Genomic DNA, 13,028 nt, shown 5'->3' with positions numbered 1-13,028 from the left:
CGGGCTTTTCACGACTTGTGGGTACGCGCCGCGCGTGGCCGGATCGCCGCCTCGGTCGACGTCGTGCGGCATGCTGTGGCGGGCAGGACGGTCACCACGGGCCACGACAGGCACAGGCGAGGAGAACCATGCGCGGCATCATCTTGGCGGGCGGCACCGGCAGCCGGCTCCACCCGATCACCCACGCGGTGAGCAAGCAGCTGATGCCTGTCTACGACAAGCCGATGATCCACTACCCGCTCTCGACGCTGATGCTCGCCGGCGTCCGCGATGTCCTCGTCATCACCACGCCCCACGAGGCCGACCAGTTCGTGCGCCTGCTCGGCGACGGCTCCCGCTACGGAATCTCCATCTCCTATGCCGTGCAGCCCTCTCCCGACGGCCTGGCGCAGGCGTTCCTGATCGGCGAAGGACACATCGACGGCGACCGCGTCGCGCTGGTCCTCGGCGACAACATCTTCCACGGGGCGGGCCTGGGCACCCGCCTGCGCCGCTTCGCCGACCTCGACGGCGCCGCCGTCTTCGGCTATCGCGTGGCCGACCCGACGGCCTACGGCGTCGTCGAGTTCGACGCCGAGGGACGGGCGATCTCGTTGGAGGAGAAGCCGGCCGCCCCGCGCAGCCGGTACGCCGTCCCCGGGCTCTACTTCTACGGCCCCGACGTCGTGGAGAAGGCACGCGGCCTGCGCCCCTCTCCCCGTGGCGAGCTCGAGATCACCGACCTCAACCGGCTCTACCTCGACGAGGGGCGGCTCCAGGTCGAGGTGCTGCCGCGCGGCTCGGCGTGGCTGGACACCGGCACCTTCGACGACCTCAACGACGCCGGCAACTACGTGCGCGCCATCGAGGCGCGTCAGGGCACCAAGGTGGGAGCACCCGAGGAGGTCGCCTGGCGAATGGGCCTGATCGACGACACCCAGCTCGCCGCGCTCGCCGACGGTCTGCTCAAGAGCGGGTACGGGCGCTACCTCCTCGACCTGCTCGACGAGAAGTCCGAGCGACCGGCCACCGCCGATCGATAGCCCGACCGCCAGCGCCGGGCGATAGCCGTCCGGTCGGCTGGACTAGTCATTTCGGGCCAGTCGAGGACAACCCCCCAGCCGATGTGCGGGCACCTCCCTCCGGGAGAGGCTGAGCCTGCTCCTTTCGAGTGAACCCCTAGCGGGTGGACGTCATGGGGCGTCCGACGAGAGCCCCCCGGCCGACATCCCCCCAGCCGGCCGGGGGCTGCTCCCTTCTCGGGGTCGCTCGTGATCGCCTGCGGCTCCGACGACGGGAGGGAGGTCGTCGGTGCCGCAGGCGGACAGCGGCCGCGCGCGACGTAGGGTCGGTGCATGAAGGTTCTCGTGACCGGCGGCGCCGGCTACATCGGCTCGATCACCGCCAAGGCGTTGGAGGAGGCCGGACACACTCCGATCATCCTGGACTCGCTGCTCAACGGTCCGCGCGCGTTCGTCCGCGACCGGATCTTCTACGAGGGCGACATCGCCGACCGCGACCTGCTGGCGCGGATCGCCGAGGACCACCCCGACATCTACGCCACCATCCACATGGCGGCGCGGATCGTCGTGCCGGAGTCGGTCGAGAAGCCCTATGAGTACTACCGCGACAACGTCGCCAAGTCGCTGGAGCTCTTCGACCAGCTGACCGGCCTCGGGCTGCCCCGCGTGCTGTTCTCGTCCTCGGCGAGCCTGTATGCCAGCACCGAGGACTTCGAGGTCGTCGAGGACGATGTCCTGGCCCCCGGCTCTCCCTACGCCCGCACCAAGCGGATGATCGAGGAGGTGCTGCAGGACCTGGCCGTCGCCACCGACCTGAGGGCGGTGATCCTGCGTTACTTCAACCCGATCGGCTCAGACCCCGACCTCGAGTCGGGCATCTACGTCAAGGAGCCCTCGCACGTGCTCGGGCAGCTCGTGCTCGCCGCGCGCGGCCAGAAGCCGTCGTTCACCATCACCGGCACCGACTGGCCCACCAGCGACGGCACCGGTATCCGCGACTACATCCACGTGTGGGATCTCGCCCGGGCGCACGTGCGCGCCGTCGAGCGGTTCGACGACGTGCTCGCCGAGGTGGAGGCGCCGTCGGTGGTCATCAACGTCGGCAACGGCGAGGGCGTCACCGTGCGCGAGCTCGTCGAGTCCTTCGAGCGGGTCTTCGGGTCGGCGGTGCCGCTCACCGAGTCCGGTCCACGGCCCGGTGACGTCGCCGGTGCGTTCGCCAACGTCGATCGCTCGGCCCGGCTGCTCGACTGGAGCAGCGAGCTCACGATCGACGACGCGATCGACTCCGCACTCAAGTGGGCCGATCGACGCCAGGAGATCCTGGGCTACGAGTGAGACCCGTCGCGGCGCTGCTCCTGAGCCTCGCGCTCCCGCTCGTCCTGGTCGCGGGTTGCGCCGGCGAGCCGTCGGGCTCGGCGTCCCCGGGCACGTCCACGTCGGCGGCGCCCCGGACCGACCAGCCCGAAGGCTCGTCGTCGATTCTACCGACCCCTCGCAAGCCGTTGCAGGACCGGGTGATCGTGCTCGACCCGGGCCACCAGCTCGGCAATCGGAACTTCCCCGGCGAGATCGCCCGCCGCGTACCGGCCGGCGGGATGCGCAAGCCGTGCAACACCGTCGGCACCGAGACCGAGGCCGGATACGCCGAGGCGACGTTCACGTGGCAGGTCGCCACGCTGGTGCGGCACCGGCTCGAGCGGCTCGGGGCGCGGGTGGTGCTCACCCGCACCGCCAACTCCGAGGACCGCTGGGGCCCGTGCGTCGACGTCCGTGGCCGCAAGGGCAATCGCAGCGGCGCCGACCTGAAGCTCAGCATCCACGCCGACGGGTCCTACGCGGCGGGGGCGCGAGGCTTCCACGTGATCCGCCCGCCCGACCGGGCGCCGTGGACCGACGACATCGCCGCACCCTCGAAGCGCTTCGCTCTACGGACCAGGGCCGCACTGCGCCAGGCCGGTTTCCCCTACGCCACCTACATCGCCGGTGGGGACGGCCTCGACGTCCGGCGCGACCTGGGCACCCTCAACCTCTCCGACATCCCGACCGTCATGGTCGAGCTGGGCAACATGCGGTCGGACGCCGACGCGCAGGTGATGAGCCGCGCCTCCGGTCGCGCGCGCTACGCCCGGGCGCTGGTCGCGGGCATCGTCGCGACCCTCAAGCCCTGACCGACAGCTCGCCGAGCGCGCCGAGGACGGCGACGACGTGAGGCACCTCGTGGGTCCGGTAGACACCCGTGCCGCCGAGGTGGGCCCACACGGTGAAGAACCCCTCGGCGGTGCGGAACTGGTCCTCGAACAGCTCGAACGAGTGCGGCAGCGAGTGGCACACCGGCACGCCGAGCCGCCGCAGCCGGAACGTCTGCGCCAGCACCGCCGTCTGGTGACGGGCCCTGGCCCGCTGGTCGTCCAAGGAGAACCCGAAGCCGAGTCCCGGATCGATCGCGAGCGCGGTGACGCCGCGGGACCGAGCGTCGTCCAGCCGCCGGGCGAACTGATCGAGCATGGCGGGGAAGGGATCCGCCGCCCCGCTCGACGCCGCGGCGGCCGTCAGGTCGCGGGCATGGGGTCCCCGCACGTGGCACAGCACCACCGCCGCGTCGTGGGCCGCCGCCAGGTCGAACATCTCCGCGTCCTGGTGGGAGCCGGTGAGGTTCACCACCTGCGCCCCGGCCTCCAGCCCCGCGCGAACCGTCGCTGCCTCGTAGCTCTCGATCGAGACCGCGACCCCTTCGCGCGCCAGCTCGCGGATCAACGGCACCAGCTGGGCGGTCTGCGCCTCGGCGTCGACCCGCGCCGAGGTGCCATTGCTGGACTCGGCGCCGAGATCGACGAGGTCGGCGCCCTGGGCCACGAGGACCCGCGCCCGGCGCAGCGCCGAGTCGGCGGAGGTGACCACGCTCTCGCGGTAGCTGGAGTCGCGCGACAGGTTGACCACCCCCATCACCACCGGCGAGACGTCGGTGTCGAGCGTCCGGCCGCCGAACCGGAGAGGAGCGACTGGGTGAGCGAGGTCGTCGGCGTACTCGGCGGCCAGGGCCGCCAGGTCGGCCAGGCGGATCATGACTCGGATCGACCGCGCCCCGGCGCCACGTAGCGGCCCATCAAGAAGCCCTCGGCCTCGAGGAGATGCACCAGCTCGAATCGAGCCACCTCCTTCAGGCCGGTGCCTGCTGCGTGACTGAGGCCGGCGAAGACGGGGGAGAGGGTGAGGTCGGCCTCGTCGAGCAGGTCGGCCGCGACCAGCTCCTCGAGCAGGTGGGGGCCGCCCTCGCAGACGATCCGGCGCAGGCCGCGCCCGATCAGGGTGTCGATCAGGAAGCTGGCCGGGGGACGGCCGTCGACCGCGAGGTCGGCGGGGCAGCACACGACCTCGGCGTGCGCCTCGGCCTCGGCGCGCGCGGCCGGATCCGGATCCGGGCCGGTGAACACGATGGGACGCAGCGAGGACCCGGTGAAGAGACCGGTGTCCCACGGCAGGTCGAGCGATCCGCTGACGACCGCCACGACGGGCGCCGGCGCCTGCCGGGCCGCGGCACGGGCAGCCAGGTCGGCCGGTCGTACCCGCATCGCGCCGTACCGCTCGGCCCGGATGGTGCCGGCTCCCACGAGGACGGCGTCGGCGAACCGGCGTACGGCGTCGAAGACCGCCTTGTCGACCGAGGAGGAGATCGAGTCGCTCAGGCCGTCGGGTCCGTGGAAGGCGCCGTCGAGGGTGGTCACCATCATCGAGCGCACCCAGGGGCCGTCCGGCCAGGGATAGGCCCCGGCCACCTCGTTGTCGTCGAGGTTGCCGGACCGGGGCCCGAAGATCATCTGCACGCCCTGAATGTAGATGAGGTCGGGAGCCGGGGAGACCGAAGGTCCGAACTCCTCGATGCCGGGCACCGCATTCCACGACCGGAGATATCCGTCCCAGGGGTCTGGCCGACGTCGGCGCTCGTGCTTAGGGTGCTGAGGGTCCGGGCGCCTGCTCGGGCGGGGAGGAGCAGTTCACGTCATGCGACCCATTCGTTCCACAGCCCGGCCCGGCCGGGTGCGTGCGGTCCGATGGCTGGCCGGCGCCGCAGCGGTCGTCCTGGCCGCCGCCCTGGTGCCAGCCGGACCGGCCAACTCGGCCGCCGCACCCGCAGCAGGCCGCGATCCGGTCTTCCGGCCGCTCGACGGCTTCAAGCCGACCGGAGACAAGATCCGGGTACACCCCGACCGCTACTCCGCCGTCCGGGTCGACCTCGCCGGTGCTCGCGCGGCGCTGGCCGGAGCACCCGCCGAGGGCGACGGCGGCGGCGTCGACTTCGCGCTGCCGACGCCGACCGGCGCCACCGAGCGGTTCTCGGTGCAGCGCACCGCGGTGCTCGCACCGCGACTCGCGGCCGCGCATCCGGAGATCTCCACCTACTTCGGCCGCTCGCTGTCGAACCCGGGCTACACCGTGGCGCTCGACGTCACGCCGATGGGTCTGCACGCCGCCGTCCGCGGTCCGCAGGGCCAGGGCGCCTGGTACGTCGACCCGGCCTACGACCGCCGCGGCACGACCACGCACCTGTCGTTCTACGGCAGCGACACGACCCGTCCGGAGCAGGCCTTCGCCGAGCAGCAGGCCCCGGAGGTCCGCCACGCCACCGCCCGTCGCGCCCGGGGCACCTCCGACCGGGCAGCGGGCACCGTGGTGGAGAAGCGGTACCGGCTCGCGCTTACCTCGGACCCGTCCTACGCCGCGTACTTCGGTAGCGAGAATGTGCTGGCCGAGAAGGCGACGCTGATCAACCGGGTCAACCAGATCTACAAGCAGGATCTCGCCGTCACCCTGCAGTTGATCAATCGCACCGACGACCTGAACTTCGACACCCCGGCCAAGGCCACCGGCCCCAACGGACCCTGCGGTGCGGAGCCCTGCTTCCGCAGCGTGATCTACCCCGACGACCCGCCTGCCGACCAGTTCGGCGATCTCGACTTCTGCAGCGGTGAGACGCTGGCGCGCAACCGGATCGTGCTCGGTCAGGTGATCGGGGCCGACAACTACGACGTCGGGCACATCGCTCTCGGTGTCAACGGCGGGGGCGTCGCCTACCTCGGCGTCGTCGGGGCCGACTACAAGGGCGGCGGGTGCACTGGCCTGCCGGAACCGAAGGGCGACTTCTTCGCGATCGACTATGTCGCCCACGAGATCGGCCACCAGTTCTCGGGCAACCACACCTTCAACGGGATCTACCGGGCCTGCTCGGGCGGCAACCGCAACGCCGAGACCTCGGTCGAGCCCGGGTCCGGCTCCTCGGTGATGGCCTACGCCGGTATCTGCCGCCAGGACAACCTGCAGGACCACTCCGACCCGTACTTCTCCGCGCGCACCCTCGACGAGGTCAACGCCTACACCGGAGCCAAGCTGCCCGACGTCGTCGAGGTGCAGACCGTGTCGTTGAGCGGGTTCGGAGCGGCCGGTTCCACGGTCACGCTCGGCTTCCGCGGCGCCAGCGCCACGATCGCCGCCAGCGACGACCGCGCCGCGATCGAGGCGAAGGTGGAGGCCCTCACCGGTCAGGACGTCACGATCGCCGAGTGGGGATACGACCCCTACGGCAGCTATACCGAGTACCCCGCGCCGATCCAGGAGCCCGGCGACACCGGGTTCCAGGTCATCTTCGCCTCCACCAGCGCGCCCGATGCCCCGGGTGCCCACACCAACCAGCCCTCGATCACCGTGACCGGCGGCAGCGCCGGCGTCCACGGGTTCGTGGGTGAGACCGCTCGCGGCGGCAAGGCCGACAACGGCGGCACGACCCTGCTCCCCACCGCCAACCACGCGCCGTCGGTGACCTCGGTCGACGTCGTCCGCAAGGTGCCCGCGCGCACGCCGTTCCTGCTCTCGGGCAAGGCGCGCGACGCCGACGGCGACCCGCTCACCTACATGTGGGAGCAGACCGACGACGCCCGCGGACACGAGGGCACCGCGCTGCCGTCCAACCGCAAGATCTACGGACCGCTGTTCCGGATCTTCGGGTCCGCGGCGCTGGTGAGCGACGAGGCCGCGCTGGAGTCTCCCGCGCCCGGGCAGAACCACCCGACGAGCGACGGGACGCGCTACTTCCCCGATCTCGCGCAGGTGCTGTCGGGCAACACCAACGCCCGGACCGGTCGCTGCCCGAAGGCCCCGCCGCCGCCACCGGACGACGGGCCCAACATCCCGCTGGACCCGAAGCTCGTGGAGTGCTACTCGGAGTTCCTGCCGACCGGGGCCTATCTCGGCACGCCCGGCATGGGCAAGCGCACGATGCACTTCCGACTCACGGTGCGTGATGGCCGGGGCGGCATCGCCTACCGCAACGTGAAGGTGGTCGTCGCCAAGGGCACCGGTCCGCTGGTGGTCAACTCCCAGGCCAAGAAGGGCTACGTGGCCAAGAAGGGGTCGACGATCCCGGTTGTGTGGAAGGTCAACGGCACCAAGAAGCTCAGCAAGAAGGTGACGATCTACCTGTCCACCAACGGCGGTCGGAGCTGGTCGCGCACGCTGGCGAAGGCCACCGCGAACGACGGCCGGCAGATGGTGCGCCTGCCGAAGGGCGTGAGCACCAAGAAGGCACGGATCATCGTCGCGGCCAAGAGCGGCGGGTTCTACGCCGTGAACAGGAGCGACTTCAAGATCCGCTGATCAGGACGAGTTCGATCGCGCGCGGCGCCGGGGAGCATCCCCGGCGCCGCGTGTGCGTGCGGTAGCCCGCGACGCACCGCCCGCGACCTCGGACCTGGCAGGGTGGGTACGTGAGCACGCCCCGAGACGACCAGCCACGTTCCGCGCTCGCGGTCGCAGCCCTGGGGGCGGTGGGATTCGTCGTCGTGCTCTGGGTGATCGAGATCATCGACGCCCTCGCCGACCACCGCCTCGATCAGTACGGCATCACGCCACGCACCGACGAGGGCCTGTTCGGCATCCTGGCCGCGCCGCTCCTGCACGGTGGGTGGCTGCACCTGGAGGCGAACACCGTCCCGGTGCTGGTGCTGCTCTTCCTGCTCCTGCTGACCGGCGTCGCTCGCGGGCTCGCCGCGACGGCGATCATCTGGCTGGTCGCCGGCGTGGGCGTCTGGCTCCTGGCGCCGTCGCACACGATCCACCTCGGGGCCTCATCCCTCATCTTCGGCTGGCTGGTCTACCTGATGCTGCGTGGCATCGTGAACCGCAAGATCGGCGAGATCGCCCTCGGCGTGCTGCTCTTCTTCCTCTACGGCGGGGTCCTGCTCGGGGTGCTACCCGGCGAGCCCGGCATCTCCTGGCAGGGCCACCTCTTCGGTGCTCTCGGCGGCGCGCTCGCCGCCGTCCTCCTCTCCGAGCGCGCCCCCACCGAACGCTGACCCGTCAGCTATAGCGGACGGGTCACCTTGGATCGGCGCTGACCCGTCAGCTATAGCGGACGGGTCAGCGTCACGTGGGTGAGTCAGGTGGCGGAGTCGGCGGCGATGTCGGCGTGCTCGTCGCGCAGGTCCCGCTTGAGGATCTTCCCGCTGGGGTTCTTGGGCAGCGAGTCGGCGAGGACGACGTACTTGGGGGCCTTGTAGCCGGCGAGCGTCGAGCGGGCGTGGGCGACGACGTCGTCGGCGGTGATGTCGGCACCGTCCTTCGGGACCACGACGGCGGCGACGGCCTCCACCCAGCGAGGGTGGCTAACGCCGAACACCGCCACCTCGGCCACGCCCGGCATCGCGTAGATGGCTTCCTCGACCTCACGGCTGGCGACGTTCTCGCCCCCGGTCTTGATCATGTCCTTCTTGCGGTCCACGACGTACAGGCGGCCGCCCTCGTCGAGGTAGCCGAGATCGCCGGAGTGGAACCAGCCGTGGGCGAACGCCTCGGCGGTCTTCTTCTCGTCCCGGTAGTAGCCCAGGGTCGCGTGCGGAGAGCGGTGCACGATCTCGCCGACCTCGCCGACCGGCAGCGGGTCGACCGAGCTGCCCTCGGGATCGACGATGCGGGTCTCGACGTTGAGCGCGGCACGGCCGGCCGATCCGGCATAGGTGAACTGGTCCTCGGGGCCGAGGATGGTGGCCAGCGGCGACATCTCGGTCTGGCCGTAGAAGTTCCACAGGGAGACCTCGGGCAGTCGCTCGCGCATCTCCTTCAGGATCTCCACCGGCATCGGCGAGGCGCCGTAGTAGCCCTTGCGCAACGTCGAGAGGTCGGCGCCCTCGAAGTCGGGGGAGCGCAGCAGTCCGATCCACACCGTCGGTGGCGCGAAGTACTTGGTGACGCCGTGCTCGCTGATCGCGGCGAGCACGGCCGCCGGGTCCGGGCCGCGGAGGATGACCGATGTGGCACCGAGATAGACGTCGACGCCGAGGAAGCAGTCGAGCTGGGCGCAGTGATACAGGGGCAGGGTGTGCAGCTCCACGTCGTCGGACGACATCGAGCCGTCGATCGCGCAGGACACGTACTGCCACATGAGCGATCGGCTGGTGAGCAGTGCTCCCTTGGGCCGCGACTCCGTGCCGGAGGTGAACATCATCCGGACCGGGTCGTCGTCGGCCACCTCGACGTCCGGCGGGACGCCGTCGCGATCGTCCCATTCCTGGAAGTCGATCCAGCCGTCTGCGAGCGGGTCGGCGGAGTCGGAGGTGTCGTCGAGTCGGATCACCGCGCGGAGCCGGATGTCGCGACCCAGGGCCCGCAGCGCCGCGTCGGCCACGTCGAACAGGCCGTCCTCGACGACGAAGGCGGCGGCGTCGCTGTGATCGAGGATGTAGGCGATCTCGTCGGCACCCAGCATGAAGTTGATCGGCACCAGCACCACGCCCACCCGGGCCGCGGCGAAGTTCAGCACGGCGAACTGCCAGCAGTTGTGGCTCAACAGGGCCAGTCGGTCGCCCTTGGCCAGGCCAGCGTCGACGAGGGCGGCCGCGACCCGGTCGACCACCGAGTCGAACTCGGCGAAGGTGAACCGGGTGGGCCCGTCGATGATCGCCGTCTTGTCGGGATGGCGGGCGGCACTGCGACGCGGCAGGTCGCCGAGGGCGTGCTGACGGGCGTGATTGACCGAGTTCATGGCCTCATGGTCCCCCAAGTCCGCGCGCGGCGACAGGGCGTACCGCCATCTGTCGGCGTCCGACGAGGAGTGCGGCCAGGAGCAGCACGCCGCCGACGACGCGCAGCAGCGGATACAGCGTCGGCAGGGGAGTGACGGAGTAGCGGACCAGCATCTGCGCCGAGTCGAAGACCACCAGCTGCAGGCGGATCGCGGCCGCGGTCAGCGCCGGGACGAGCAACGACGTCGCTCCCAGTGCGGCCAGGGCCGCCCACAGGACGCCGTCCCGCCGGGCTCGCGCGAGGCACACGAGCGCGAGCACGAGCCAGACGAAGGCCTCGGTCACGACCGAGAACGTCTGCACGAACACTGCGAGGTCCCCCGTCATGCGTCGACCCTACGCGCGTCGTCGAGCCGGCGGAACGACCGAATCCTGCCGTCGGGGCCCGCCGGTATCAGTGCAGCAGGCCGTACTCCTCGGCGAGGATGACCGCCTGCTTGCGTGAGGAGGCGCCCAGCCTGCGGTACAGCAGGCGCAGGTGGCTCTTCAGGGTGTTCTGGGTGATGCCGAGCTCTTTGGCGATCGAGGCGGTGCTCTGCCCCATCGCCAGCCGCCCCAGGATGCGGGTCTGTTGCCCGGTGAGCACCGGCAGGCTGTGAGATACGAGGATCGGGCGCGCGAGCAGCGCGTCACGCAGCTCGGTGGCGACGTCGTCGGGGAGGTTCTCCGGGTCGAGTCCGGCCAGCCACGACCGGTACTCCTCGGTCTCGGCGCCCGCGAGCGCGAGGAACTCGTCGTGGAGGGAGGACTGCCGAGTCGCACGCGCGAAGAGCTCTGCTCCGGCGCTCTGCATGCCGTCGCGCCACAGCGCGGCGCCCCGCGTGAGGAGGGCGGCCGGCACGAAACGGGGCAGCGTCTGCTGGACCCGTTCGGGCCACAGCGGCCCGGTGGGTGAGGTCTCGCCGAGGGATCGGGCCGTCCGGCCCGCAGCCAGGTCCAGGCGCAGGGCGATGAGTCCGTGCACGACGAGCATGGCCGGGGTGGGGGCACGATGGCGTTCCAGGGCCGCGGCCAGCTCGGCCTGGGCCGCGCCGAACTGGCCCCGCGCAGCGAGCAGCAGTGCGTAGGACAGATGCGACATCGCCTGCAGGCGATGCTCGTAGCGCGCCCAGCGGGCCTCCTGGAGGATCTCCCCGTAGCTGGCGGTGGCGAGCTCGATCTGGCCGGAGATGTAGGAGGTCAGCATCGTGGCGTAGTGGAAGTGACTGCGATAGGCGGTGCCCAGGGAGTGCGCCGCGGCGTCGTCGCGCGCTCGGGCGAAGTGCGCCCGCCGGGCACCCACCGTGGCGCCCGTCCGCAGCATCCAGGTGACGTCGGCCGCCGCTCGGGCGGCACCACCGAGCCCATGGGCGTCGATCTCGAGCTGCGTCGCCTGCAGCATCCGGTCGCCCTGGGGCAGGTCACCGACCAGGACCAGCACCAGCGCCGCGAATCCCCGCGCCTCGGTGACCAGCGCCGGCGTCGCGTGGCCCACCAGGTCCGAGCCGAGCGCGGCTCGCAGGCGCTCGAAGCCGATGGCGACGTCGATCGTGTCGGAGTCGGTGAGCCCGTCGAGCAGCACGCCGTCTGCGCGAAGATGGGCGGGGACGGGCTCGGTATGGGCGTTCTCGAGGATCTCCGCCGCAGCGCGGTAGCGGGTCGCGGCGGTGAGATCCCCGGTCGCGTAGGCCAGGTGCTGACCGATCCGCTCGAGCTCGAGCTGCGCCGACGGTGAGAGGTCGGGAGCGTGCCCCTCCCGCAGCGAGCGGTAGCGCTCGTACCCGGCATGCCCGGCCGAGGGGGTGCGATACAACCCGTCCCGGAGGGCGCGGGCCAGGGCGAGCAGGTCCGCGCCGGCGGCGTCGTCGCGTACGACGGGCGGCGTCGGCGGCGTGGCCGGCAGGGTCACGGCGAGGGGGGCGACGTCGTCGGACTCCGACCGCGTCTCAGCGGTGGTGGCGCCGAGCCGGAAAAGCGTGTGATCGATCGCCGAGAGCTGCCGCTCGAGGGCGGCGTGCTCGTCGACGAGGCCGGGCAGGACGGCGGCGACCAGATCGGTCGCCTGCCACACCCGACGCGGGTCGGCTCCGTCGACGTCCGCGAACCGGTCCGCCTCGGCGGCCCCGAGCGAGAGCAGGGCCTCCAGGAGGCTGCGACGGTCGGTGCCCGAGCCGTGCAGCAACCGGCTCAGCTGGATCGGCCCGGCGGCGCGAAGCGAGGCGGGAGTCGGATAGCGCGCCAGGATCGGGAACATCCGGACGTCGATGCTCCCGTCCCGCTCGACGATCGCCGCGTACGTCGGAGCCGACACGCGGACGTGGTCCTCGACGCTTGCTCGCGCGCGTCGGGCCCGGCGCTGGACCTGCCGGCGCTCGGTGAGGCACGCGGTCAGGGCGTCCGGGTCGACCTCGCTCAGGGCGGTGCTCTGGGTTCCACGGAGCCAGGCATCGAGCACGCCGGTCGCGCTCAGCTCGGCTCCGGCGCGATGGGGTGCGAGGAGATGGATGCTCTCGGGTGGTACCTGGGCCCCGATAGGCCCCCAGCCGGGGGCATACAGCAGCCCGTAGTCCGCGATCACGACCACGTCGACGTCGTCGCGCAGCCACCGTGCGAGGGGCGTGGCGCTTGCGAGGGTGCCGGAGTGGATCGGCGTGCCGGAGGAGGTGGACAGCACGAATGCGATGGCCGGCGGATCCGAGTCCGCGCCGGGTCGCGCCGACCTCGGGCCAGGCACGTGGGCCAGGCACAGCGGTCCTTTCATCGCGTACCCCCCGGTTCGCGTCGATCGGGCGTACGTCCCGAACACGCACGCTCCCCGGAGCCAGACTCAACCGCATCAACGGTGCTCTGAGCGAACCCGGAGCTCGCATCACCCCCAATTCACCCCGGTTGTCCCGGTCTTCTCACCCCCGATTCACCCTGAGATGCGAGTCAGGAGCCGAGTTGCGATGAGAGCGTCCGATCAGCGGCATCCCGG

At 71.3% G+C, this 13,028-nt stretch carries 10 protein-coding genes; 5 read left to right on the top strand and 5 right to left on the bottom strand.

From position 1 onward, the window contains the following. Positions 1-128: 128 nt before the first annotated feature. From rfbA to WMR31_RS02650, 3 genes are all read left to right on the top strand, one after another. Entirely contained in the window at positions 129-1,022 is an 894-nt protein-coding gene (rfbA, locus tag WMR31_RS02660; protein WP_340537219.1) for a glucose-1-phosphate thymidylyltransferase RfbA, read from the top strand. Between the two features lie 312 nt (positions 1,023-1,334). Next, entirely contained in the window at positions 1,335-2,339 is a 1,005-nt protein-coding gene (galE, locus tag WMR31_RS02655) for a UDP-glucose 4-epimerase GalE (RefSeq protein WP_340537218.1), read from the top strand. Next, positions 2,336-3,172 (top strand): N-acetylmuramoyl-L-alanine amidase, encoded by an 837-nt coding sequence (locus tag WMR31_RS02650; protein WP_340537217.1) that lies wholly within the window; start codon positions 2,336-2,338, stop codon positions 3,170-3,172. Before galE ends, WMR31_RS02650 begins: the two co-directional genes overlap by 4 nt. On the opposite strand, the gene WMR31_RS02645 is transcribed toward WMR31_RS02650, so the two are convergent. Continuing rightward, on the bottom strand, positions 3,162-4,067 hold the full coding sequence (locus WMR31_RS02645) for a dihydropteroate synthase (RefSeq protein ID WP_340537216.1): 906 nt from the start codon (positions 4,065-4,067) through the stop codon (positions 3,162-3,164). The two genes, WMR31_RS02650 and WMR31_RS02645, sit on opposite strands and share 11 nt — an antisense overlap. Continuing rightward, a complete protein-coding gene (locus WMR31_RS02640; protein ID WP_340537215.1) occupies positions 4,064-4,891 on the bottom strand; it encodes a dihydrofolate reductase family protein in 828 nt (275 codons plus the stop codon). The genes WMR31_RS02645 and WMR31_RS02640 overlap by 4 nt, the downstream gene beginning before the upstream one ends. 112 nt (positions 4,892-5,003) lie before the next feature. Here WMR31_RS02640 and WMR31_RS02635 point away from each other — a divergent pair, with 112 nt between their 5' ends. Both WMR31_RS02635 and WMR31_RS02630 read left to right on the top strand, forming a co-directional pair. Next, a complete protein-coding gene (locus WMR31_RS02635; protein ID WP_340537214.1) occupies positions 5,004-7,649 on the top strand; it encodes a reprolysin-like metallopeptidase in 2,646 nt (881 codons plus the stop codon). A 110-nt stretch (positions 7,650-7,759) separates the two neighbouring features. Next, the gene (locus WMR31_RS02630) at positions 7,760-8,347 is read left to right on the top strand and encodes a rhomboid family intramembrane serine protease (RefSeq protein ID WP_340537213.1); all 588 of its coding nucleotides are present in this window, start codon (positions 7,760-7,762) and stop codon (positions 8,345-8,347) included. Between the two features lie 83 nt (positions 8,348-8,430). Here the strand turns inward: WMR31_RS02630 and WMR31_RS02625 are convergent, their stop codons facing one another. From WMR31_RS02625 to WMR31_RS02615, 3 genes are all read right to left on the bottom strand, one after another. Continuing rightward, positions 8,431-10,032 carry a fatty acyl-CoA synthetase gene (locus WMR31_RS02625; protein ID WP_340537212.1) on the bottom strand — a complete coding sequence of 534 codons (1,602 nt, stop codon included), beginning with the start codon at positions 10,030-10,032 and terminating at the stop codon, positions 8,431-8,433. A 4-nt stretch (positions 10,033-10,036) separates the two neighbouring features. Next, positions 10,037-10,399, bottom strand: coding sequence for a hypothetical protein (locus tag WMR31_RS02620; protein ID WP_340537211.1), 363 nt, complete (start codon positions 10,397-10,399; stop codon positions 10,037-10,039). A gap of 67 nt (positions 10,400-10,466) precedes the next feature. Further along, positions 10,467-12,812, bottom strand: coding sequence for a helix-turn-helix transcriptional regulator (locus WMR31_RS02615; RefSeq protein ID WP_340537210.1), 2,346 nt, complete (start codon positions 12,810-12,812; stop codon positions 10,467-10,469). Positions 12,813-13,028: the final 216 nt, after the last annotated feature.

It is taken from the genome of Nocardioides epinepheli (assembly GCF_037936805.1).
Lineage (GTDB): Bacteria > Actinomycetota > Actinomycetes > Propionibacteriales > Nocardioidaceae > Nocardioides.
The sequence above is the reverse complement of the archived record's forward strand: the minus strand, read 5'-3'. Positions and strand labels throughout refer to the sequence as shown.

Bases quoted from the DNA above. Each gene is read 5' to 3' on its own strand.
- WMR31_RS02645 (WP_340537216.1), bottom strand. From the start codon at position 4,067: ATGATCCGCCTGGCCGACCTGGCGGCCCTGGCCGCCGAGTACGCCGAC.
- WMR31_RS02620 (WP_340537211.1), bottom strand. From the start codon at position 10,399: ATGACGGGGGACCTCGCAGTGTTCGTGCAGACGTTCTCGGTCGTGACC.
- galE (WP_340537218.1), top strand. From the start codon at position 1,335: ATGAAGGTTCTCGTGACCGGCGGCGCCGGCTACATCGGCTCGATCACC.
- WMR31_RS02635 (WP_340537214.1), top strand. From the start codon at position 5,004: ATGCGACCCATTCGTTCCACAGCCCGGCCCGGCCGGGTGCGTGCGGTC.
- WMR31_RS02615 (WP_340537210.1), bottom strand. From the start codon at position 12,812: ATGAAAGGACCGCTGTGCCTGGCCCACGTGCCTGGCCCGAGGTCGGCG.
- rfbA (WP_340537219.1), top strand. From the start codon at position 129: ATGCGCGGCATCATCTTGGCGGGCGGCACCGGCAGCCGGCTCCACCCG.
- WMR31_RS02625 (WP_340537212.1), bottom strand. From the start codon at position 10,032: ATGAACTCGGTCAATCACGCCCGTCAGCACGCCCTCGGCGACCTGCCG.